We start from the raw sequence: 21,222 nt of genomic DNA, 5'->3' as shown, positions 1-21,222 counted from the left end.
TTTATTTTCCCCGCAACTTTTACCGAATATTCACCATATCAGGACCGTTTCCACACAATGATCAGAATAATGGGCGCAAAGCCGCGACGCATTTTTGTTGGATTTGTCCTGGCCCTCAGCCTTGCCAGCCAGAGCGCCTATGCAACGACGGTCGTGCCTCCGGGCAATCGCAGTGCAGAACAGCCGCCAATTCCCGGCGCATCCGCCAAGCGCACGCGTGAGCTGAGCACCACGTACGAGAAGAAGTATCAGAAGATCTACAATCTCCTGAAAAAGGATGCCTCGCTGCGTTCCAAGATCCGCTCAACGGCAGCCGCCTATGGCATCGATCCTATTCATATTGTCGGCGCGATTGTGGGCGAGCACACCTATAATGTCGACGTCTATGACCGGCTGCAGACCTATTACGTCAAGGCCATGTCCTATGTGAACCAGGGCGTGAGCTTCGGCTACAATGGTGAAAGCATCGGCCAGTTCATCAAGCGGCCGGAATTTGCCGACTGCCTGAAACATAAGGACAGCTATTCGCTATGGTCCTGCCGCGAGAATGTCTGGAATAAGAACTTCCGCGGCAAATCTGTCGGTGGCAACGCTTATCCCAACAATCGTTTCAGCGCAGTCTTCTTCCAGCCCTTCTATGCCGGGCAGACATTCGGCCTCGGTCAGATCAATCCGCTGACAGCATTGCAGATGTCCGACATGGTGAACCGCGTTTCCGGTCTGCCCAAGCTCAACGCAGAAGACGGCAATGTCGTCTACAAGACGATCATGGACCCCGATCTGACGCTGCCCTACATTGCGGCGACGCTGAAACAGTCGATCAACTCCTACCGCCAGATCGCCGACTTCGACATTTCGAAGAATCCCGGCCTGACCGCCACGCTCTATAATACGGGCGGTGCCGAAGCACGCGCACGAGCGCTTGCCAACGAAAACGCCAAGCGAAAGGCGGACGGTCAGGAACCTTTGCTACCGCAGGAAAACTACTATGGATGGCTGGTCAATTCGAAGCTTGATGAGCTGAAAGCGCTTTTCTAGTGGATTTTTCGAATTTGACGTTTGAAACGGGATTAATATCGGACGGGTATCAAACGTCAAATTCAATCCACTAGAGCGCGTTTCGATCTGATTGGATCAGATCGGCGCACTGATCATTTGTTTCTACGCGCATCTTTTCCGATCGAAGCAGGATCGGAAATCAGTCCAGTGGACTGATTTCCCTGCGTAGGCGTTTCACGCTTTTCGGGACGCGCTTTAATCAACTTGAACAGGCTTGATACCGCGGCGGCGCTTTCGCGCCGCCTCTATTTCCTCACTCAGATGTCTGATCGTCTCGCGGTCGATGATGCGGATATTGCGCGCCAGAAGATTGGCGAGTTCTGTTGCCTGCGGCGACAGGCCCGACGTATCGATCACCACGCGCGGATGCGACACGGCGGCGAGGTTCTGCAACTCTTCCGCTTCGTCCCAGATGATATTGAAATAGGTGATGATGCGCTGAAGCAGGTCCCAGGTCGGCTGGCCGCGCCGGCCATGTTCCAGCGCTGACAGATAGGCCGGTGAAACGCGAAGCGCTGCCGCCATATCCTTCTGCGTCACACCGCGTTCTTCCCGCAACTCGCGCAAGCGTATTCCAAATGGCGTCATCGCGGTCTGCTCCCACCGGGCAATACGGTTTGCTGTGCCATGGTTTGCGTCTGGCGACGAAGCCTTACATAGAGGGCCCCATGCCCGCCATGATGACGCGCCGCATCCTCATAGGCACTCACCAGAAGCCGGAACAGCGGTGTGGAAAACCAGTGCGGCACCGCCTGTCGCAAAATCCCTTCGCTGCCGAATGAACGGCCTTTGCCGGTAATAACCATGACGTGACGCAGGCCACGTGCATGTGCGCTGACCAGAAATCCGTAGAGCAGGCCGTGCGCCTCTCCCTGCGTGAGACCGTGCAGATCGATGCGGGCTTCAATATCGACACGACCTTTGGCGATCTTTCGATGCGTCGGCTTGTCGAGTGATTGAATCTGCATTTCGCTGAGCGCCGACAAACCCTTCTTCGGTTTGCTCGCTTCCACTGCAGGCTGAACCTTCGCCTTGGCAGGGCGCTTTTCTTCTTCCACCATCAGGGATTTGAAATCGGGAAGTTCGTCCTCACTCGCCTTTGGCTTTATCAGCGGCTTTGCGGTTTTCGCGACCGTCTCCCACAGGATGCGGTCTTCGGGCCGCAGATAATCCTTTTCCGGCTTGTCGGTGTTACGCGCCATCCCGTCACGCCTCCAGAAGCCTGCGCGGCACCAGCGCATAAAAGTCAGCATCGTCCTTCACGCCACCTGCGATCTCGCCTGCCGTGTCGCCAGAGCCCGTGAACAGATCGCCGCGGGCAGGGCCGACAATGGCCGTTCCCGTATCCTGCGCGATCATCAGGCGTGCAAAAGGTTCACCGTCAAAGACCGTGACATTGGGTGTACTGACGTAGATCGGCGTCCCGAATGTGTGGAGCAATTTATCGACAGCAAGCGAACGCCCGGCGGTCAGCGGAACTTTTGCAGCGGCAATCGGACCCGCATCCGGGTCGTCCACAGAAGCTTCCCGGAAGAAAATGTAGGATCGGTTTTGCCAGATAAGATCGTCAGCCTTATCCGGATGCTCAGCCAGCCAGCGTCGGATCGACTGCATGGAAATTTCTGAAGCGGGAATTTCGTCATTGGCAACCAGAATGCGGCCGATGCCTGTAAACGGATGGCCGGATTTGGCTGCATATGTAATGCGCAGCAACCCGCCATCGCGCAGTTTCAAGCGTGCCGCGCCTTGCACATGCGCGAAAAAGGCATCGACCCGGTCGGCGACAAAAGCGATTTCCAACCCACGCCCGGAAAGACTGCCCTGCTCGATTGTCTGGCGGTCATCATATTCGGCAAGGCCGTTTTCCGTCCGGCGCGCAAAGGCAAAGGACGGATCAAAACGACTTTCATCTGTCACTTTCACGAGGTCATCGGGCTGGCGCAGGAAGGGCACCTTGAACCGGCCATCGGCCTCAAGGGAGGCTTCGATCTCCGGTTCATAGAAAGCGGTCACAAAGCCTGTTCCCTGATCGGGAACGATCCGGCAGGGGATGAAATTCTGCTCGAAGAAAGCGCGCGCTTCTTCCACACCCGGATTGTCGAGGCTGCGTGCATCTGCAAAGATCGGCCCCAACGCTTCGAAACAGATGCCGAGACTGCCGCTTTTGTAAGTCTTGTGGGCCGCATAGTCGGCAGAACGGCGAAACGTAGCGAATGCCGCGGACTGATCGTCCCGGTTCCAGCCCGGACAATTGGAAAAAGCCACCGGGCGCAAAATCCTCGCCAAGTCGTTCATCGCCGCATCCGTCTAACTATGCACAAACAAAAAGGCCGCTGATTTTTTGAAACGCGCATCTTTTCCGATCGAAGCAGGGAAATCAGTCCAGTGGACTGATTTCCCTGCGTAGGCGTTTCACACTTTTCGGGATGCGCTATCGCGGCCGGATTCACATGTTTTCTCTTAATCTTCCGCTTCAGTCGCGACAAGCTTCCAATTTGGATCACGCGATCGTGTGTCGCGGGCAAAGGTCCAGAGATCCTTGATCTCGAGCACGTTTTCCGGATCACCGTCGATCAGCTTGCCCTCCTTGTCAAAGGTGGATGAAATCATCTGGCTGACGATATTGACCGTTACGTGCGCTTCCGACCCCTTCATCTCAGCACCGGCGATTTCCGCCTTGTCGATCCCGACAAAGGACGAACGCACGCTTTCGCCACGGGTTTCACGATCATCGATAGCTGAAACAAAGCCCTCGAAGACATCCTTGGAAAGCAGATTTTTCAGAACCTTGCGATCGCCATCGGCAAAGGACATCACAATCATTTCATAGGCGATCTTCACGCCTTCCACGAAACCGGCCGGATCGAACGAAGGATCGGCAGCGTAAATCGCGCGCATGCCGTCATTGACCGGCGTGCCGACCGGAGCGGCCTTGTCGATGGCGGTGAAATCTTTTTCGCCCGGACGACGTGGCAGAGAGACGACATTATCCGTCTCACCGCTTGCCGGTGCAGCATCGGCACTGCGGGCTGATGTGTAAGGATCGAAGGGCGGTTTTTCACTTCCGGTACGACGGCCAAGAACATTCCTCAGCTGGAGAAAGATGATCACCGCTGCGATGAAGAAGAATATCGTGCCAAAATCAAAAAATTCCATGCCGCCTGCCGCTGATTGAAGGATCAGGCATTTCGCCTTTCCTTATCCCTAGTTTGTATCTCATACATATAGATCGGCTTACGTCATCATTCAAATCCCGATCATGCATACCTATTTGATATTGCATGACAGACAGTTTCAATTTCGTTCCGAACCTGAAAAAGTTACAATTCAGGTTAAATTGAAACGCTGAAACCAAACAACAAAGGTCGTAACTTACGTGTCCTCTTCTCTCGCCCCTCTCGTCATGCTGGCGATGCCTTTCATCGAAATTGCCGGTTTCGTCATTATCGGCAGCAAGATCGGCGTTTTCGCGACTTTGGGCCTCGTTATTCTGAGCGCAATGCTGGGTTTCTTTCTGCTGCGCGTGCAGGGCATCGGGCTTTTGCAGCGTATCCGTACCGAAACGGCTGCCGGACGCGTGCCGGATCGCGAAATGGTGCATGGCGCCATGCTGGTTCTGGCAGCGATACTGCTGATCGTGCCCGGTTTTGTCAGCAGCACCATCGGCATTCTGCTGTTCATTCCGTTCATCCGTGATTTCATGTGGGAAAAATTCATGCGCGGCCGCATGGTCGTTGCGACATCCGCACGCTATTCGGACGGCTACGGGCAACAGCATCCCGGTTCAAATCCACGTCAGGACCATGTCATCGATCTCGATCCAGAGGATTATACCACCAGGCCGAATGAAAACTCGCCTTGGAAAGACGACCGTAAAGATCAATGAATACGCAAATACTAACCTAAAAAGCCTTTCTTGCCTCATGCCCGCGCACATGCTAGCCAAACATTCCGACCTTTCGGGGCAGTCTGCGTAGACTGCTCTGGAAGCGCAAAAATTTTAATCACCGATAGAAGGCATACCGATAATGAGCGATAAGGCCGCGGGCGAAGTAAAGAACGGCAATGGCGCGACGGCCGAGCCGTCCCTCAACATTCTGGCGCAGTATGTGAAGGACCTGTCCTTCGAAAGCCCGGGCGCGCCGCTGTCGCTGCGTCCGCGCGAGAAGGCACCGTCCATCAACATCAACGTGAACGTAAACGCCAATCCGCTTTCCGAAACGGATTTCGACGTTGTGCTGACGCTGGAAGCCAAGGCTGTTGACGGCAAGGACGTCCTTTTCAACACCGAGCTCGTCTATGGCGGCGTGTTCCGCATTCAGGGCATCCCGCAGGAGCACATGCTTCCGCTTCTGTTCATCGAATGCCCGCGTCTTCTGTTCCCGTTCGCTCGCCAAATCATTGCCGACGCAACGCGCAACGGTGGCTACCCGCCGCTGATGATCGACCCGATCGATTTCGCGCAGATGTTCCAGCAGCGGATGGCCGAAGAACAGGCCAAGTCCGCTGTAAAGAGCTGATCATTTCAGACGATAGCGCGGTTCCAGTTAAAGCAGAGTCGTGGAACCGCTTTATCTCTTTGTTTTTACGCATTATCCGACGCAAAACCGCTTCGCACTTTTGCTGGAAATGCTATAATTGCAAAAAGCCCGGTTTCGACCGGGCTTTTTCATATCCGCTTCTGAGGCTTACTCAGTACTTTTTCCAGATGGCTTTTTCGCCCAGCTTGTCCACAAGTGCGGCGTGAGCAGCGCGCTCCGCATCGGAAATGCGTGGGGCAAGCGGCCTCGGGCGCGCGGCAAGAACGATGGCAGCGCCGCTCTCTCCGGCATTGTTGCCGCTGACAGCACCGCCCATGCTGAGCCCAAGCGCTGTCTGCTTGCCGCCGATCAGTTCGATATAGACTTCGGCCAAAATCTCGGAATCGAGCAATGCCCCGTGCAGGGTACGGTGTCCATTCTCGATGCCGTAGCGCTTGCACAAGGCGTCGAGTGAGTTCGGACCCATCGGATGCTTGCGGCGGGCAAGCGCCAATGTATCGATGATGCGCTCCGACTGGATTTCAGCCTGTCCGAGCCTTGCCAGTTCAGCATTAATGAAGCCAAGGTCGAACATGGCATTGTGTGCCACCAGCTTAGCCCCGTCGAAAAATTCGAGAAACTCGTCCAGAACTTCCGCGAATGTCGGCTTGTCCAGCAATTGTTCATTGCTGATACCATGCACCGCTAGCGCTTCGGGATGAACCTGACGCCCCTGCGGGTTGATGTATTTATGGAAAGTGCGGCCTGTGGGAAACTTGTTGATCAGTTCCACGCCGCCGATTTCGATCACACGGTCCTCGAGCCTTTCCAGGCCGGTGGTTTCCGTATCGAAAACGATTTCACGCATTGAAGAACCTCTCAGAAAATATCTCGAACAGCTGTAACACAGCGCCCGCGATTATTCTGTCGCGACCGCCGGCTTTCCACTCAATTCCGCAACAATTTCGGTAATCTGACGGCGCAGATTGTCGAAACTCCCGCTCGTATCGATAATGAAATCGGCTCTCGCACGCTTCTCGGCATCCGGCATCTGACGGGCGAGAATGGCATCGAGTTTTTCTTCCGTCATGCCCGGTCGCGCAAGCACGCGAATGCGCTGTATCTCGGCAGGGGCTGAGACAACCACGATCTTGTCCACACGCTTGTCGCCGCCGGTTTCAAAAAGCAGCGGAATATCGATGAGTGCCAGAGCGGCGCCAGCTTGCTCCGCATTGCGGCGAAAGGCTTCTTCTTCCTCACGCACAAGCGGATGAACGATGGCTTCCAGTTTCTTCAGGGCTTCGAACTTTCCGATGACGGCAGCGGAAAGTTTTTCCCGATTGACCGCACCGTTTTCCACAGTGCCCGGAAACGCAGCCTCGATCAGCGGGGCCGCGCGACCGGAATAGAGCTGGTGCACGGTGTCGTCGGCGCTATAGATCGGCACACCGGCTTCGGCGAACATGTTCGCCGCCGTTGTTTTCCCCATTCCGATGGAGCCGGTTAATCCGAGCACGATCATAGAGCGCCAGCCTTTGCCATATCTGCCAGAATATGCTCACACAGCGCTTTCGTCACTAACGGCCTTTTGCCGAACCAGCGCTCAAAACCTGGAACGGCCTGATGCAGCAACATGCCAAGACCATCCACTGTCACCAGACCTGCTTCTTCGGCCTTTTTCAGAAATGGCGTCTTGAGCGGTACATAAACAATATCGGTGGCGACTGCCTTTCGCGACGCCTTGCCAAGATCGAGCGGGAATACTTCCTGCTCGTCATGACCGCTCATGCCAAGCGATGTCGTGTTGACGATCAATCCGGCGTCGGAGACCAGTTTTTGCGCCGCATCCCAGCCATACGCCGAGACACGTGGTCCGAAATGGGTTGCGAGATCTTGCGCCCGGCTCACCGTGCGATTGACGATGGCGACTTTCTTAAAGCTGCGCGACAACAGCGCATGGACGATTGCCCGGCTTGCACCACCGGCACCCAGAACAAGAGCACTGTCGGCATTATCCCAGCCGGAAGCCGATGCATCGAGATTGGCGGCAAAACCGTAGGCATCGGTATTGCCGCCATGAAGCCTGCCATTTTCAAGCCAAAGCGTGTTGACCGCGCCGATGGCCTTCGCGGCCTCATCCAGACTTTCCACCGCAGCATAGGCTGCTTCCTTGTGGGGAATGGTGACATTGCCACCGGCAAAACCGTTTTCTGCAAGCGACGAAGCAAAGAAGCCGAAATCCTCCGGCTTTACTTCTATCGCCTCATAAGAACCGTCGATCCCAAGTTCATCAAGCCAGAAACCATGGATCAGCGGCGACCGCGAATGTTTTATCGGAAAGCCGGTGACAAACGCCTTCTTAGCCATCGATCAGATTTTCCTTCCTCAGTTCAGCCAGCAGCGGCAGCAGCGGCAGACCGACAATCGTAAAATAATCGCCTTCGATCTTGTCGAAAAGCTGGATGCCCGGTCCTTCGACCTGATAGGCGCCGACGCTCGAAAGCGCGACGTCCCCCACACGACCGAGATAACGCCCGACAAAACCGGGATCCAGATCGCGCATGGTCATGCGGGCAATCGAAACATGGCGCCACAGGGTTTTGCCGTCCTTCACAAGCACAACCGCACTGTTGAGCTGATGGGTCTTTCCGGAAAATTTCAGAAGCTGGCGGCGCGCTGCCTCCATATCTGCGGGCTTGTGGAAAATCTCGTCACCGAGTGACAGTGTCTGATCGCAGCCGATCACCACCGCGCCAGGGTTCTTCTCGCTTACGTCGAGCGCCTTCGCCTCGGCCAGAACCTGTGCGACTTCTTCCGGCGTAGCGCCCGTTTCATAAAGTGGGGCTTCGACCGCGCGCTCGTCGATATCCGCGCTTGCTGTTGAAAACTCTATGCCAGCATTCTTCAGCAACGCCGAACGGAAGGGGCTTTTAGAGGCAAGAACGAGTTTGTCCGTCATGACAGGAACCTTGTTTATCCCTTTTCGCTATGCGCGCGGAGCAGCGCCAGAATGGCAGCTGCGGTTTCCTCGATCGACCGGCGCGATACATCAATGATTGGCCAGCCGTTTCGGTTGCATATATTACGCGCATAGGCCAGTTCTTCCGAGATCGATACGCGATCCGTATAAAGACCCGTATCCAGCGACGGCACATTGCCGAGCGGCCGGTTCTGGCGGATTTGCGAAATCCGTTCAGCCGTCGCGACCAGTCCCACGATCAATGGACGCTTCGCCGTGAAAAGGACTTCCGGCAAGGGAATCCCCAGCACAATCGGAACATTGGTGGCCTTGATGCCACGATTGGCGAGATAGATGCTTGTCGGTGTCTTGGATGTGCGTGAAATGCCGACAAGAATGACGTCGGCTTCCTCAATGTCATAAGGCAATTGCCCGTCATCATGCTCCATCGTGAAATTGAGCGCGTCGATGCGCCGGAAATAATCGGCATTGAGAACATGCTGTGCGCTAGCGCGGCGATGCGCGGGCGCACCGAGGTAGGATTGAAACGTGTTTAGCACCGGCTCCAGCACGGAAACGCTCGGCACGCCCATTTCCGCGCAGGATTCATCGATGATCGCCGCCAGCTTCTGGTCGACAATCGTATAGAGAACGATGCCGGGTTCCGCATCGATGCCCTCAAGAACCTTGCGCAGCTGCTTTTCGGTACGGATCAGCGGATAGATGTGCTCGATGGCACGCGCATTGGCATATTGCGCCGCTGCCGCACGGCCCGCCGCGAGGAGAGTCTCTCCCGTCGCATCAGAAATAAGATGAAGATGAAAGTAGGAAAGCGGTCTGGTCACAGTTTTGTTGCCCTCCTGTTGACGGCTGTGCGTAAAGGCCGAACGTCTTCCACAAGCCATGGCAGGCCGTGGGAAACTTGGCAAGTCATCCACAGCGGGCGAACATGTGGCGAGTGGTCATCAACATGTGTGGACAAGACTCATGAAAACGCGAATTTCCATCATAATTCCCAGCTTTTCCACAAATCCTCATGAACTGCGTCAATTGGTAACCCTTTATATTAAAAGAGGGAATTGAGTTTTCATTGTATTTGGTCAGACTATCGGTGAATGATTGCACAGGATGACATGGCAAATTCGGAACTGTGGGGAAAACAGGGACAGACCTTAATCCCCGATTCCAACAGACTCTAAGAATCAAAAGATTCCTGAATCATCCTTTCTTTATGAGAGCCGGACTGGATAACTTCAAACCAAACCGGATCAGGTAACCAACAGGGCGGATAAAAATCAGATGAAGCGCAAAGTCTTGAGAGTGATTGACGGTGAAACGGTCTTTCCACCTCCCATCTGGATGATGCGCCAGGCCGGACGCTATCTTCCCGAATATCGCGAGACGCGGAAAAGGGCCGGCAGCTTTCTCGATCTCTGCTATTCGCCCGATCTTGCTGTCGAAGTGACCCTTCAGCCGATCCGCCGGTTTGGCTTTGATGCAGCCATTCTCTTTTCAGATATTCTTGTCATTCCCCACGCCCTTGGACGTGACCTTCGCTTTGAAGAAGGCAAGGGACCTTTGATGACACCGATTGATGCGGACGAGATTTTCTGGCTTGAGACGGAAGGTGTCGCCAAAAGGCTGGAGCCGGTCTACGAGACGGTTCGGCTACTGCGTGAGCAGTTGCCCGACGAAACCACGCTGCTGGGCTTCTGCGGCGCTCCCTGGACCGTTGCGACCTATATGATTGCCGGACACGGCACGCCGGATCAGGCACCGGCCCGTCTTTTCGCCTATCGCTTCCCCGAAGCTTTTGAAAAGCTCCTAAACGATCTTGCCGATGTTTCTGCCGAATATCTTATCGAGCAGCTGGATGCCGGTGCTGATGCGGTTCAGATTTTCGATTCATGGTCGGGCGTTTTGGATGAGGACTGCTTTGAGCGTTTCTGCATCCAGCCCGTTGCCCGGATCGTCCAGAAGGTGAGGGCGGTTTATCCGGAGGCACGCATCATCGGCTTCCCGAAGGGGGCAGGAATGCTTTATGCAGGTTATCGCGAGAAGACTGGTGTGGATGCGCTCGGTCTCGACTGGTCCGTTCCCTTTTCCTTTGCCGCCGCCCTTCAGGAAGAAGGCGCGATACAGGGCAATCTAGATCCGCTGCGCGTTGTAGCAGGCGGCAATGCGCTGGATGAAGGCGTGGACACCATTCTCGAACGTCTCGGTCAGGGTCCGCTGATCTTCAATCTCGGTCACGGAATCACACCGCAGGCGCCGATTGAAAATGTTCAGCGCATGATCGACCGTATTCGCGGAGGAAAATCATGAGTCAGACAGCTCCGGAAAATCGCGGTTCGGCAGTCGCCATTCGCACTGTCGTTTCGCTGGTTGTGGTCGCACTTGGCGTCTGGGCATTGTTTCACGTGAATCCAGCCGACGCCTATCTCTGGATCAAGTCGCTGCATGTGATTGCCGTCATCGCATGGATGGCTGGGATGCTCTATCTGCCGCGCCTCTTCGTATATCACTGCGCTGCAAAGCCCGGTTCCGAAACATCGGAAACCTTCAAGGTGATGGAGAAACGGTTGCTGCGCTTCATCATCAATCCGGCCATGATCGTGACCTGGATCGCCGGTCTCTGGATGGCTTGGGAAATCTTCGGTTTCCAGGGTGGCTGGCTGCATGCAAAACTGCTGCTGGTCGTGCTGATGTCCGGCCTGCACGGCTACCTCGCCAAGTCGACCCGACTTTTTGCTGAAGACCGCAATATGCGCTCGGCCAAACATTGGCGAATCATCAATGAAGTGCCGACGATTCTGATGATTCTGATCGTCATACTGGTGATCGTTAAGCCGTTTTAATCGGAATACAGTGTCGAGAAAGAAACCCGCACGCCGGGTTTCTGCCATTTTTCTGTTGCAGAAATTTCGCGCTATCCCTACATGAGGCTTGCTCTGCATGCTGCAAGTCAGTATGTAGGAAGCCTCTTCCCTTCAAGACAGCAGGCCTTCGATGCCGGTCACGACGTTCAGGTGACCACCTTTCCGAACAACTGCATTTTCTCCTTACATTTTAAAAAGAGTTCCTCATCCATGCAGGAAATGAAACTACAAGAACTAAAGAACAAGACACCGGTGGAGCTGCTGGCTTTTGCCGAAACACTTGAGGTCGAAAACGCGAGCGCCATGCGCAAGCAGGAACTGATGTTCGCGATCCTCAAGAAGCTGGCGGCCCAGGACGTCGAAATTATCGGCGAGGGCGTCGTCGAGGTGCTGCAGGATGGATTTGGCTTCCTGCGCTCTGCTGATGCCAACTACCTGCCGGGCCCAGACGATATTTATATTTCACCCTCGCAGCTGCGTCGTTTTTCTCTCAAGACCGGTGATACGGTCGAAGGTCCGATCCGCGGTCCCAAGGAAGGCGAACGTTATTTCGCGCTGCTCAAGGTCAATTCGATCAATTTCGAAGATCCGGAAAAGATCCGGCACAAGGTTCACTTCGACAATCTGACGCCGCTCTACCCGAATGAGCGCTTCAAGATGGAACTGGAAGTTCCAACTTCCAAGGATCTTTCGCCGCGTGTCATCGATCTGGTGGCACCACTCGGCAAGGGCCAGCGCGGCCTGATCGTCGCTCCGCCACGTACCGGTAAGACTGTTCTTCTCCAGAACATCGCCCATTCGATCACCGCAAATCATCCGGAATGCTATCTGATCGTTCTTCTGATCGACGAACGTCCGGAAGAAGTGACCGATATGCAGCGCTCGGTGAAGGGCGAAGTGATTTCCTCGACCTTCGATGAACCGGCCGCGCGTCACGTTCAGGTTGCCGAAATGGTCATCGAAAAGGCCAAGCGCCTTGTCGAACATGGTCGCGATGTTGTGATCCTGCTTGACTCGATCACCCGTCTTGGTCGCGCTTACAATACCGTTGTGCCGTCTTCCGGCAAGGTTCTGACCGGTGGTGTGGACGCCAATGCATTGCAGCGCCCGAAGCGCTTCTTCGGTGCTGCGCGCAATATCGAAGAAGGCGGTTCGCTGACCATCATCGCAACCGCGCTGATCGATACGGGCAGCCGTATGGACGAAGTGATCTTTGAAGAATTCAAGGGCACCGGTAACTCGGAAATCGTGCTTGACCGCAAGGTTGCCGACAAGCGCATCTTCCCGGCCATGGACATTCTCAAGTCCGGCACCCGCAAGGAAGACCTGCTCGTACCGCGCGCGGATCTGCAGAAGATTTTCGTTCTGCGCCGTATCCTTGCGCCGATGGGCACGACCGACGCGATCGAATTCCTTATCGACAAGCTCAAGCAGACCAAGAGCAATTCCGAATTCTTCGATTCGATGAATACGTAAAATTACTCGGTTCAAACCGTTTGAGAAGCGCCGCACGGGAGACCGTTGCGGCGCTTCTTATTTCAGGATGCTTTGCCGAGGAGCAGTCGCAAAGCATCGGCGTTCTGGACAGACGGCAGACAGACATGTCCCTTGCAGAACCAGGCTGATGGATGCTCAGGCTCCGCAGTTCCCCCGGTCGGTAGCTCTACTGTCTTGCCAATCTCGAACCGCACGAACTTGTCTACGCGTCTTGGGTCTGGATTTCGATTCGCTGTCGAAACAAGTTCCCCGGCGTTATCGTCTGTGGCCACGACAAGAGAAAGTGGTTCTGCTGCAAAACGGGCCGCATTCAATATTCCAATTTGCCCATATTGCTGTGCGAAGGCTCGGCCAAGCGCCTGTTCGATCAGCTTCTCATTGTTTTGATAGAGATCGATATTGCCCGTCGCCAGAAACAGTCTTGTCAGTGCTTCGATGATCTGGCTGGTCGCGCTCGGTATTGCTTCATCATAATCGCCATAAGCGTGCAGGATGACGTCATCAGCGTCCAGCGCCGACAGGCGATAATTACCGGCACCATCGCGATGGCTGTCATCGAGCGCCTTTTTGAGTTTCAATGCGTCATCGATATAAGCCCAGTCGGTTGTTGCCTCATAAAGGGCTATAGCTGCGTTGGTCATCGATGCATAATCGGTCGAAAGGGCAGGGTAGAGAAGAGAGTTTTCTATGCGGCAATGTGGGATGCGGCCATCACGAAAACTGCTCGCTATGGAGCGATAGGCATCAACCGCGAGGTTGATCCAGTCCTGTCTTCCAAAACTCCGACCTGCTTCGGCCAATGCCCGGATAGCAAGTCCGTTCCAGTCGGTCAGTGCTTTTTCATCACGTCCGGGCCGTACCCGCAATTCACGACGTGCCAGCAGTTTTTGTCGCGATGTTTCGATCAATGGGGGCAGGATCGCATTACCATCGACGGTATCAAGGCGGTTCAGAATGTTCTGGCCTTCCCAGTTTCCACCCGCTGTGACGCCGTAATAGTCCTTGAAGGCTTCGCTATCGTTGCCAAGCACCTGATCGATTTCCTGCTCGCTCCAGACGTAAAACCGTCCTTCTTCGCCTTCGCTGTCGGCATCGAGGCTGGATGCAAAACTTCCGTCGGGCAAGCGCATTTCACGGATCAACCAATCGATAGTTTCTTCGATTCGTAAACGAAACAAATCATTTCCGGTTTCGGCGAAAGCGTAATTCGCATGTCGAATGAATTGGGCATTGTCATAGAGCATCTTTTCAAAATGCGGCGCCAGCCAGTTGGCATCGGTGGAGTAACGGCAAAGCCCACCACCCAGATGGTCGTAAATCCCGCCTTGAAGCATCACCTTGAGAGATAGGAGGAAATTGTCCCGATGCGTCTCATTACGACCGTAGAGCCAAGAGAGCCACAGATTGTCCATGAAAAGCGCGTTGGGGAATTTCGGTGCTCCTTCTATTCCGCCCCGGACCGGATCAATCAGGCTGTTGATGCGTGTCGCAATCTCGTCAAATCGTTCGACTTCGTTCACCACCGGCGCGATCTGCGCTGCCAGCCTGCCTTCGAGATGATCGAACACAGCCTGCGCATTATGGTTAATTTTTTCTTTATCCTTATTCCAAAGGTTATTAACCGCATGCAGCACATCGACAAAGCCGGGCATGTTGTGGCGCTTGTGCGGGGGGAAGTAGGTTCCTCCCCAGAAGGGCTTGCCATCTGGCCTCAGAAACATGGTGAGCGGCCAGCCGCCCTGTTGCCCCATCGCTCCTAGCGCTGCCATATATATCTGGTCTATGTCGGGCCGTTCCTCGCGGTCCACTTTCACATTGACGAACAAGGCATTCATCACTTCCGCCACCTCGGGATTTTCAAAGGACTCATGCGCCATGACGTGACACCAGTGGCAGGCCGCATAGCCAACCGAAAGCAGAATGGGCCGGTCGAGCTCCTTCGCCGCATCCAACGCCTCTTTACCCCACGGCTGCCAGTGAACAGGGTTATTGGCGTGCTGGCGCAGATAGGCACTCGGTTCTTCGGCAAGGCGGTTACTGCCAGCAAGGCGATTGCGGTCTAACTCTGTCATAAGGCTTTTCTTTCACTGCACGAATGAATATGCCATTCCATCAGCATCCGTTTGGTTGCCTTCTTCCTTGTTAATTATAGGTCAGGAAATGAAATGAGCGAGATCGGTTCCCTTCCAGATACGATTTTTGCTTTATCGAGCGGGCGTCTCCCGTCCGGCGTTGCTGTCATACGCATTTCCGGCCCAAAAGTTCGATTCGTACTCGAAACGATAGTCGGCTCGATACCGACACCACGATATGCAGCCTACAAGCTATTCCGTAGCCGAAATGGTGACCCAATCGACCGAGGACTTGTACTCTTTTTCCCTGGACCGAACAGTTTTACCGGCGAAGATTGCGCCGAATATCATTTGCATGGCGGCAAAGCAGTCGTTGAGAAGCTCTTGTCGGAAATGGGAGAGCTGCATGGTTGCCGTATAGCGGAAGCTGGAGAGTTTACGCGACGTGCTTTTTCCAATGGCAAGATGGACTTGACGATCGCCGAAGGCCTTGCGGATCTGATCGCAGCGGAAACCGAGGGACAGAGGCGGCTCGCATTGCAAGTCGCTTCTGGTACGCAGCGTGAGCTTTACACGGAATGGCGTCAGCGTCTGTTGCGCGCACGCGCCTTTATCGAAGCGGAACTAGACTTTGCCGATGAAAGCGATGTTCCTGGTTCCGTATCGGAGCAGGTCTGGCAGTCACTGGCGCTGTTAAAGAGTGAGATCGAGAACCATATAGTGAGCGGCAAGCGCGCTTCGATGCTGCGCGACGGACTGCATGTCGTGATTGTTGGTGCACCGAATGCCGGTAAATCCAGTCTGCTGAACTTTCTGGCCGGGCGCGAGGTAGCAATCATCTCGGAAGAGGCGGGAACGACCCGCGATCTTCTGGAGGTCAAACTCGATCTGGGCGGCATCCCGGTATACGTGACAGACACGGCAGGTTTGCGGGTGACCGATAGTTCCGTCGAAAAAATCGGAATTGAACGCGCCCGCGCGCGTATGGCCGATGCCGATCTGGTTCTGCTGCTTGAAGATATGAACGATCCCATAGCTGTCGCTTCCGACGAAATACCAGAAGCTTTATGGAAAATCGGCACAAAAGCTGATCTGAATGCTGAATCTGCCGATCGCTGGACCTACCGCATTTCAACAAAAACTGGCGAAGGACTGGACCAATTACTCATGAATCTGCAGAATTTCGCGGAAGAGCAGATAGGTCAGATAGAGGATGCCGTGCCCACGCGGCAGAGACATATCAACCTTCTGCGATCTACCGTCACCGAGATCGATAGGGCGATAAACGGTACAAGCCTTCCGCTTGAACTCCGCGCAGAGAACATGCGCCTCGCATCCCAGTATCTCGGACGTATTACTGGTGATGTTGATGTGGAAGAAATTTTAGACGTTATTTTCTCTCAGTTCTGCATCGGAAAATGATTCACGTGAAACACGGGCCGATTGATCCTGAAAATTGTTTCACGTGAAACATCTGTGGAATCTCGCCAAGGTGATTGACTCACCCCTTCATCCGTGAGTCGGCTCGTCGCCGAGATTTGAACAAGTCAACGACCAATTTGATCTTCCGTTTCAAGCCTATTCGTGTCAAAGAGACATCTTTCAGAAACGGATTCGAGTTGCGTCAGGATGAACCAAATGAGTTCGACCGAAGCCACAGTCTTTGATGTCATTGTGATCGGCGGCGGCCACGCAGGATGCGAGGCCGCTTCAGCGGCTGCACGCGCCGGCGCCAGAACTGCGCTTGTAACACATCGCTTTGATACTATTGGCGTTATGTCTTGCAACCCTGCCATTGGCGGGCTGGGAAAAGGGCATCTTGTGCGTGAGATAGATGCACTCGATGGCTTGATGGGGCGTGTCGCGGATGAAGCCGGTATCCAGTTTCGTCTACTGAACCGCCGAAAAGGGCCTGCTGTTCGCGGACCTCGAACTCAGGCTGACCGCAAGCTTTATCGGCTTGCTATGCAGAAGATGATCGCGGCTCAGGACTATCTGTTTGTTGTCGAAGGCGGCGCGCGCGACCTTCGGGAAGAACACGGACGCATCACCGGGGTTGTTTTGTCCGAAGGGCGGACCCTGTCATGTGGCGCTGTCGTTCTGACAACCGGCACGTTTCTGAATGGGTTGATCCATATCGGGGAAAAGAAAATTCCAGCCGGCCGCATGGGCGAAAAGCCAGCGCTTGGTCTTTCCGAACGCCTGACCTCGTTCGGCTTTGCGCTTGGGCGCCTCAAGACAGGCACGCCGCCACGACTGGATGGGCGTACTATCGATTGGCAGAGCCTTGACATGCAGTCCGCCGATGAGGAGCCTGTGCCGTTCTCTCTCATGACGGATCGGATCACCACACCGCAGATCGATTGTGGCATTACCCGCACAACGCCGGAAACCCACGCTGTCATTCGGGCCAATCTGCATCGTTCGGCTATGTATTCTGGTTCGATCGAGGGCATTGGTCCCCGTTACTGCCCCTCGGTGGAAGATAAGATTGTCAAGTTCGGTGACCGTGACGGCCACCAGATATTCCTCGAGCCGGAAGGGCTGGACGACGATACCGTTTATCCAAACGGCATTTCGACATCGCTTCCCGAAGATGTGCAGCTCGACATATTGAAGACTATACCGGGGCTTGAAAAAGCCGTCATGCTGCAGCCCGGATATGCGATTGAATATGATTTCATCGATCCGCGTGAGTTGAAGCGCAGCCTTGAAACCCGGAAAGTTACCGGTCTGTTTCTGGCGGGGCAGATCAACGGCACGACTGGCTATGAAGAAGCGGGCGCACAAGGCTTGCTCGCGGGCATCAATGCCGCGCGTCGAGCTTCTGGTGGCGATCCTGTCATTATCCAGCGCACGGAAGCCTATATCGGCGTCATGGTTGATGATCTGACGTCACGCGGTGTCAGCGAACCTTATCGCATGTTTACGTCGCGTGCAGAATTCCGTCTGTCGCTTCGCGCGGATAATGCCGATCAGCGCCTGACGCCCTTGGCGGACAAGCTTGGTATATTGGGGAACGCACGCAAGGAACGATTTGAAGCGCGGGAAACGGCGTTGGATGAAGCGCGGTCACTGACACAGTCACTGACCATTACGCCCAATCTGGCACGCCGTTACGATCTGCGTCTCAATCAAGATGGCGTGCGCCGTTCGGCCTATGATCTTCTGTCTTACCCGGAGATTGATCTGGATCGGTTGAAATCGATCTGGCCTGAACTCGGAGCTGTCGATCCGGCAACGCGGGAAGCGCTGGAGATCGAGGCTCAATATGCCGTCTATATGGATCGGCAGAAGAGCGACATTGCAGTGATGGAGCGCGAGGAGCAACTGCTCATTCCAGCAGGATTGGACATTGATGGAATATCCGGTCTTTCCAATGAGTTGAAGCATAAGCTCAAGCAGCGCAAGCCGGAAACAATTGCCGAGGCGCAGCGTGTTGACGGGATGACACCGGCAGGACTGGCGCTCCTTATCGCACAGATCAAGAAATTCGGATATCGCCAGCGGGCTGCATCGGAATTGTCTGAAGGGCAGGGCGCTGCATGAGCGCCGATACCCGCTTTGAAAGTCTGAAAGCAATCGTTCCCGCTGTTTCACGTGAAACAGCGAACCGCCTGATCGCCTTTGAGGACTTGTTCCGCAAATGGTCGAAGGCGATCAATCTTGCGTCCCCCTCTACTCTGAACGAGTTGTGGACCCGTCATATTCTGGATAGTGCACAGCTATTTCCCTTGGCGAGTGACGCCAAGCACTGGTTGGATATTGGTTCTGGCGGCGGATTTCCGGGCATTGTGACAGCCTGTTTCCTCGCCGAGCAACCAGGCGGCGCTATCGATCTTATTGAGAGCGCAGGGAAAAAGGCGGCGTTCCTGCGCACTGCAGCGGGACATTTGCACGTACCGGCGCGGGTCCATTCCGCCCGCATTGAAGCGATGTGGGAGAAAATTGAAACACCACAAGTGGTTACGGCACGCGCATTGGCGTCGCTGAACGATCTTTTCGGTCTGACGGAGCTGTGGATGACCAATGGCGCCAAAGCTCTCTTTCAAAAAGGTCGGGATTATCAGCGCGAGATAGACGAAAGCCGTGTCGGTTGGAGTTTCGATCTGGTACAACATCAAAGTGCTATCGATCAGGCTTCGGTCATACTCGAAATCACCAATCTTCGGCGCAAAATCGCTTGATGGCTGGAAATTTCGAAGGGGCGGGCAGCAGCAAGGCGACGGTGATGAACAAAATGTCCAGAATCATAACCATTGCAAACCAGAAAGGCGGCGTGGGTAAAACTACCACCGCCATCAATCTGGCTACGGCATTGGCGGCTATCGGCGAGACGGTACTGATTGTCGATCTCGATCCGCAGGGCAATGCCAGCACCGGTTTGGGTATTGATCGCCGCAACCGGCCTTTGTCTTCCTATGATGTGCTTACGCAGGAATCGTCGGTTCCTGATGCTGCGATGCCAACCGATGTTCCCAATCTGCATATCGTACCATCGACGCTGGATCTTCTTGGCATTGAAATGGAAATTGCGCAGTCGGCCGACCGTACACGGCGCTTGCGTGATGCTTTGCGGTTCGATTCCTCCGTGTCGGAGCGATTCTCCTATGTGCTTGTCGATTGCCCACCGTCGCTCAATCTTCTGACGTTGAACGCCATGGCTGCAGCCGATTCCGTTCTGGTGCCGCTGCAATGCGAGTTCTTTGCTCTGGAAGGCTTGAGCCAGCTTTTGCAGACGGTCGATCAGGTGCGGTCGTCGATCAATGCCGAGCTTTCGATCCAGGGTATTGTGCTGACCATGTTCGACAGCCGCAACAATCTCGCTGCGCAAGTGGTGGATGATGTTCGCGCTTTCATGGGTGAGAAGGTCTATCGTACTGTCATTCCGCGTAATGTGCGCGTCTCGGAAGCACCATCACACGGTAAGCCGGCAATTCTCTACGATTTGAAATGCGCCGGCAGTCAGGCCTATTTGCAACTCGCATCGGAAGTTATCCAGCGCGAGCGACAATTGCAGGCCGCTTAGACCAATCGATTCGACGACGAAACAATTCAGGAATAAGCCGAACGATGAATGATGATCCTTCAAAAAAGCGCCTTGGCCGCGGATTAGCGGCGCTGATCGGTGAAATCGACCGCCCTGCCGAAGAGCGTAAGGCACCTGTTCCCATCGAACGGAATGTTCCGATTGAATTCGTTACGCGCAATCCGCGCAATCCGCGTCGTATGTTCTCTGAAGGTGACTTGGAGGACCTGGCGCAGTCGATCAAGGAACATGGCGTGGTGCAGCCGATCGTCGTGCGACCGGCACCAGGGCAGCCGGACCGGTTCGAATTGATTGCTGGTGAGCGTCGCTGGCGCGCTTCGCAGCGGGCCGGTGTCGATACGATCCCAGTTATTGTTCGTGACGTCGACGATCGTGTCGCACTTGAGATCGCGATCATCGAAAACGTGCAGCGCGCCGACCTGAATGCGGTCGAAGAAGCGTTGGGATATCAACAACTTATCGATAATCACGACTATACACAGAATGATCTGGCACAGGTGATCGGCAAGAGTCGCAGCCATGTCGCCAATACGTTGCGCCTGCTGAAACTGCCGCAACCAGTGCAGGATTTCATTGTCGATGGTGCGCTTTCGGCAGGCCATGCTCGAAGTCTCATCACGATGGAAAACCCGACCGCACTGGCTGAGCGGATTGTCAAAGATGGTCTGTCTGTACGCCAGGTGGAAGCGCTTGCGCAGGCGGAAGCACGCGGTGTTACGGAAGCCAAACCCGGTAAAGCAGGACCTGTTGAGAAAGATGCGGACACCAAAGCACTCGAAAAGCTGCTTTCTGATGTTACTGGCATGAAGGTGGAGATCAATCATCGTGATCGCGGCGGTGAGGTCAAAATTCGATATAGTTCTCTTGAGCAACTCGACGAGATTTGCCGCCGGCTTCAGAGCTGATCTATTATACGAATATTTGAACATAAAGGCTCGTTGCATTTCATTGCGGCGAGCTTTTTCATTTTCAGCAGTCAAACCAAAACAACACCTATATTGTAACGCGATGCGGAGAACTGGCTTAGCGCTCGTGGACAAAGGTTGACTGAGGAATCAATTTTTGATTCAAGGCTGCCATTTGGAGGCTGCTTTGGGCGAACGGATAGGTTTGACAGACGAGGAATGGTCGGTAATCAGTCCGCTTCTACCTGCTGAAAGTGGGCGTGGATGCCGCCCTGCTCAGG

At 54.7% G+C, this 21,222-nt stretch carries 21 protein-coding genes; 11 read left to right on the top strand and 10 right to left on the bottom strand.

Going from position 1 to position 21,222, the window contains the following annotated elements; translation table 11 throughout:
• The first annotated feature begins 57 nt into the window (after positions 1-57).
• Complete coding sequence (locus tag AAE521_RS22545; RefSeq protein WP_374865074.1) at positions 58-1,038, top strand: DUF1402 family protein; 981 nt, start codon at positions 58-60, stop codon at positions 1,036-1,038.
• Positions 1,039-1,254: 216 nt separating this feature from the next.
• Here the strand turns inward: AAE521_RS22545 and AAE521_RS22540 are convergent, their stop codons facing one another.
• From AAE521_RS22540 to AAE521_RS22525, 4 genes are all read right to left on the bottom strand, one after another.
• Positions 1,255-1,647, bottom strand: coding sequence for a helix-turn-helix transcriptional regulator (locus AAE521_RS22540; protein WP_010657663.1), 393 nt, complete (start codon positions 1,645-1,647; stop codon positions 1,255-1,257).
• On the bottom strand, positions 1,644-2,261 hold the full coding sequence (locus AAE521_RS22535) for a Smr/MutS family protein (protein ID WP_342062548.1): 618 nt from the start codon (positions 2,259-2,261) through the stop codon (positions 1,644-1,646). The genes AAE521_RS22540 and AAE521_RS22535 overlap by 4 nt, the downstream gene beginning before the upstream one ends.
• A gap of 4 nt (positions 2,262-2,265) precedes the next feature.
• Positions 2,266-3,354: a murein transglycosylase A gene (gene mltA, locus AAE521_RS22530; RefSeq protein WP_342062547.1), complete on the bottom strand. Its 1,089-nt coding sequence runs from the start codon at positions 3,352-3,354 to the stop codon at positions 2,266-2,268.
• 165 nt (positions 3,355-3,519) lie between these two features.
• Positions 3,520-4,215 carry a Tim44/TimA family putative adaptor protein gene (locus AAE521_RS22525; protein ID WP_342062546.1) on the bottom strand — a complete coding sequence of 232 codons (696 nt, stop codon included), beginning with the start codon at positions 4,213-4,215 and terminating at the stop codon, positions 3,520-3,522.
• Between the two features lie 220 nt (positions 4,216-4,435).
• Between AAE521_RS22525 and AAE521_RS22520 the strand changes: the two genes are divergently transcribed.
• Entirely contained in the window at positions 4,436-4,945 is a 510-nt protein-coding gene (locus tag AAE521_RS22520; RefSeq protein WP_342062545.1) for an FxsA family protein, read from the top strand.
• A gap of 142 nt (positions 4,946-5,087) precedes the next feature.
• On the top strand, positions 5,088-5,579 hold the full coding sequence (secB, locus tag AAE521_RS22515) for a protein-export chaperone SecB (RefSeq protein WP_010657658.1): 492 nt from the start codon (positions 5,088-5,090) through the stop codon (positions 5,577-5,579).
• A 172-nt stretch (positions 5,580-5,751) separates the two neighbouring features.
• Here the strand turns inward: secB and dnaQ are convergent, their stop codons facing one another.
• The 5 genes from dnaQ to AAE521_RS22490 are packed head-to-tail and all read right to left on the bottom strand — an operon-like array spanning position 5,752 to position 9,383.
• Positions 5,752-6,447 (bottom strand): DNA polymerase III subunit epsilon, encoded by a 696-nt coding sequence (gene dnaQ / locus AAE521_RS22510; protein ID WP_010657657.1) that lies wholly within the window; start codon positions 6,445-6,447, stop codon positions 5,752-5,754.
• 51 nt (positions 6,448-6,498) lie between these two features.
• A complete protein-coding gene (gene coaE, locus AAE521_RS22505; RefSeq protein ID WP_342062544.1) occupies positions 6,499-7,101 on the bottom strand; it encodes a dephospho-CoA kinase in 603 nt (200 codons plus the stop codon).
• Positions 7,098-7,946, bottom strand: coding sequence for a shikimate dehydrogenase (locus AAE521_RS22500; RefSeq protein WP_342062543.1), 849 nt, complete (start codon positions 7,944-7,946; stop codon positions 7,098-7,100). Before AAE521_RS22500 ends, coaE begins: the two co-directional genes overlap by 4 nt.
• A complete protein-coding gene (locus tag AAE521_RS22495; RefSeq protein WP_342062542.1) occupies positions 7,939-8,538 on the bottom strand; it encodes a Maf-like protein in 600 nt (199 codons plus the stop codon). The genes AAE521_RS22500 and AAE521_RS22495 overlap by 8 nt, the downstream gene beginning before the upstream one ends.
• A gap of 14 nt (positions 8,539-8,552) precedes the next feature.
• Positions 8,553-9,383, bottom strand: a complete 831-nt coding sequence (locus tag AAE521_RS22490; protein WP_010657653.1) for a pyruvate, water dikinase regulatory protein — start codon at positions 9,381-9,383, stop codon at positions 8,553-8,555.
• A gap of 454 nt (positions 9,384-9,837) precedes the next feature.
• Between AAE521_RS22490 and hemE the strand changes: the two genes are divergently transcribed.
• From hemE to rho, 3 genes are all read left to right on the top strand, one after another.
• The gene (hemE, locus tag AAE521_RS22485) at positions 9,838-10,863 is read left to right on the top strand and encodes a uroporphyrinogen decarboxylase (RefSeq protein ID WP_342062541.1); all 1,026 of its coding nucleotides are present in this window, start codon (positions 9,838-9,840) and stop codon (positions 10,861-10,863) included.
• Complete coding sequence (hemJ, locus tag AAE521_RS22480; RefSeq protein ID WP_010657651.1) at positions 10,860-11,396, top strand: protoporphyrinogen oxidase HemJ; 537 nt, start codon at positions 10,860-10,862, stop codon at positions 11,394-11,396. Before hemE ends, hemJ begins: the two co-directional genes overlap by 4 nt.
• 231 nt (positions 11,397-11,627) lie before the next feature.
• Entirely contained in the window at positions 11,628-12,893 is a 1,266-nt protein-coding gene (rho, locus tag AAE521_RS22475) for a transcription termination factor Rho (protein ID WP_012091070.1), read from the top strand.
• Between the two features lie 62 nt (positions 12,894-12,955).
• Here rho and AAE521_RS22470 read toward each other — a convergent pair whose 3' ends face one another.
• Positions 12,956-14,986: a thioredoxin domain-containing protein gene (locus tag AAE521_RS22470; RefSeq protein ID WP_342062540.1), complete on the bottom strand. Its 2,031-nt coding sequence runs from the start codon at positions 14,984-14,986 to the stop codon at positions 12,956-12,958.
• A gap of 93 nt (positions 14,987-15,079) precedes the next feature.
• On the opposite strand from AAE521_RS22470, the gene mnmE reads away from it, so the two are divergent.
• The 5 genes from mnmE (at position 15,080) to AAE521_RS22445 (ending at position 20,941) form a co-directional block, all read left to right on the top strand.
• Entirely contained in the window at positions 15,080-16,408 is a 1,329-nt protein-coding gene (gene mnmE, locus AAE521_RS22465; RefSeq protein WP_342062539.1) for a tRNA uridine-5-carboxymethylaminomethyl(34) synthesis GTPase MnmE, read from the top strand.
• Positions 16,409-16,624: 216 nt separating this feature from the next.
• The gene (mnmG, locus tag AAE521_RS22460) at positions 16,625-18,535 is read left to right on the top strand and encodes a tRNA uridine-5-carboxymethylaminomethyl(34) synthesis enzyme MnmG (protein WP_342062538.1); all 1,911 of its coding nucleotides are present in this window, start codon (positions 16,625-16,627) and stop codon (positions 18,533-18,535) included.
• Complete coding sequence (gene rsmG, locus AAE521_RS22455; protein ID WP_342062537.1) at positions 18,532-19,173, top strand: 16S rRNA (guanine(527)-N(7))-methyltransferase RsmG; 642 nt, start codon at positions 18,532-18,534, stop codon at positions 19,171-19,173. Before mnmG ends, rsmG begins: the two co-directional genes overlap by 4 nt.
• Before the next feature lie 44 nt (positions 19,174-19,217).
• Positions 19,218-20,015, top strand: coding sequence for a ParA family protein (locus AAE521_RS22450; protein ID WP_010657645.1), 798 nt, complete (start codon positions 19,218-19,220; stop codon positions 20,013-20,015).
• A gap of 44 nt (positions 20,016-20,059) precedes the next feature.
• Positions 20,060-20,941, top strand: coding sequence for a ParB/RepB/Spo0J family partition protein (locus AAE521_RS22445; protein ID WP_342062536.1), 882 nt, complete (start codon positions 20,060-20,062; stop codon positions 20,939-20,941).
• Positions 20,942-21,222 lie beyond the last annotated feature (281 nt).

It is taken from the genome of Brucella cytisi (assembly GCF_038433355.1).
Lineage (GTDB): Bacteria > Pseudomonadota > Alphaproteobacteria > Rhizobiales > Rhizobiaceae > Brucella > Brucella cytisi.
The sequence above is the reverse complement of the archived record's forward strand: the minus strand, read 5'-3'. Positions and strand labels throughout refer to the sequence as shown.

Bases quoted from the DNA above. Each gene is read 5' to 3' on its own strand.
- AAE521_RS22545 (WP_374865074.1), top strand. From the start codon at position 58: ATGATCAGAATAATGGGCGCAAAGCCGCGACGCATTTTTGTTGGATTT.
- AAE521_RS22540 (WP_010657663.1), bottom strand. From the start codon at position 1,647: ATGACGCCATTTGGAATACGCTTGCGCGAGTTGCGGGAAGAACGCGGT.
- AAE521_RS22535 (WP_342062548.1), bottom strand. From the start codon at position 2,261: ATGGCGCGTAACACCGACAAGCCGGAAAAGGATTATCTGCGGCCCGAA.
- mltA (WP_342062547.1), bottom strand. From the start codon at position 3,354: ATGAACGACTTGGCGAGGATTTTGCGCCCGGTGGCTTTTTCCAATTGT.
- AAE521_RS22525 (WP_342062546.1), bottom strand. From the start codon at position 4,215: ATGGAATTTTTTGATTTTGGCACGATATTCTTCTTCATCGCAGCGGTG.
- secB (WP_010657658.1), top strand. From the start codon at position 5,088: ATGAGCGATAAGGCCGCGGGCGAAGTAAAGAACGGCAATGGCGCGACG.
- dnaQ (WP_010657657.1), bottom strand. From the start codon at position 6,447: ATGCGTGAAATCGTTTTCGATACGGAAACCACCGGCCTGGAAAGGCTC.
- coaE (WP_342062544.1), bottom strand. From the start codon at position 7,101: ATGATCGTGCTCGGATTAACCGGCTCCATCGGAATGGGGAAAACAACG.
- AAE521_RS22500 (WP_342062543.1), bottom strand. From the start codon at position 7,946: ATGGCTAAGAAGGCGTTTGTCACCGGCTTTCCGATAAAACATTCGCGG.
- AAE521_RS22495 (WP_342062542.1), bottom strand. From the start codon at position 8,538: ATGACGGACAAACTCGTTCTTGCCTCTAAAAGCCCCTTCCGTTCGGCG.
- hemE (WP_342062541.1), top strand. From the start codon at position 9,838: ATGAAGCGCAAAGTCTTGAGAGTGATTGACGGTGAAACGGTCTTTCCA.
- hemJ (WP_010657651.1), top strand. From the start codon at position 10,860: ATGAGTCAGACAGCTCCGGAAAATCGCGGTTCGGCAGTCGCCATTCGC.
- rho (WP_012091070.1), top strand. From the start codon at position 11,628: ATGCAGGAAATGAAACTACAAGAACTAAAGAACAAGACACCGGTGGAG.
- AAE521_RS22470 (WP_342062540.1), bottom strand. From the start codon at position 14,986: ATGACAGAGTTAGACCGCAATCGCCTTGCTGGCAGTAACCGCCTTGCC.
- mnmE (WP_342062539.1), top strand. From the start codon at position 15,080: ATGAGCGAGATCGGTTCCCTTCCAGATACGATTTTTGCTTTATCGAGC.
- mnmG (WP_342062538.1), top strand. From the start codon at position 16,625: ATGAGTTCGACCGAAGCCACAGTCTTTGATGTCATTGTGATCGGCGGC.
- rsmG (WP_342062537.1), top strand. From the start codon at position 18,532: ATGAGCGCCGATACCCGCTTTGAAAGTCTGAAAGCAATCGTTCCCGCT.
- AAE521_RS22450 (WP_010657645.1), top strand. From the start codon at position 19,218: ATGAACAAAATGTCCAGAATCATAACCATTGCAAACCAGAAAGGCGGC.
- AAE521_RS22445 (WP_342062536.1), top strand. From the start codon at position 20,060: ATGAATGATGATCCTTCAAAAAAGCGCCTTGGCCGCGGATTAGCGGCG.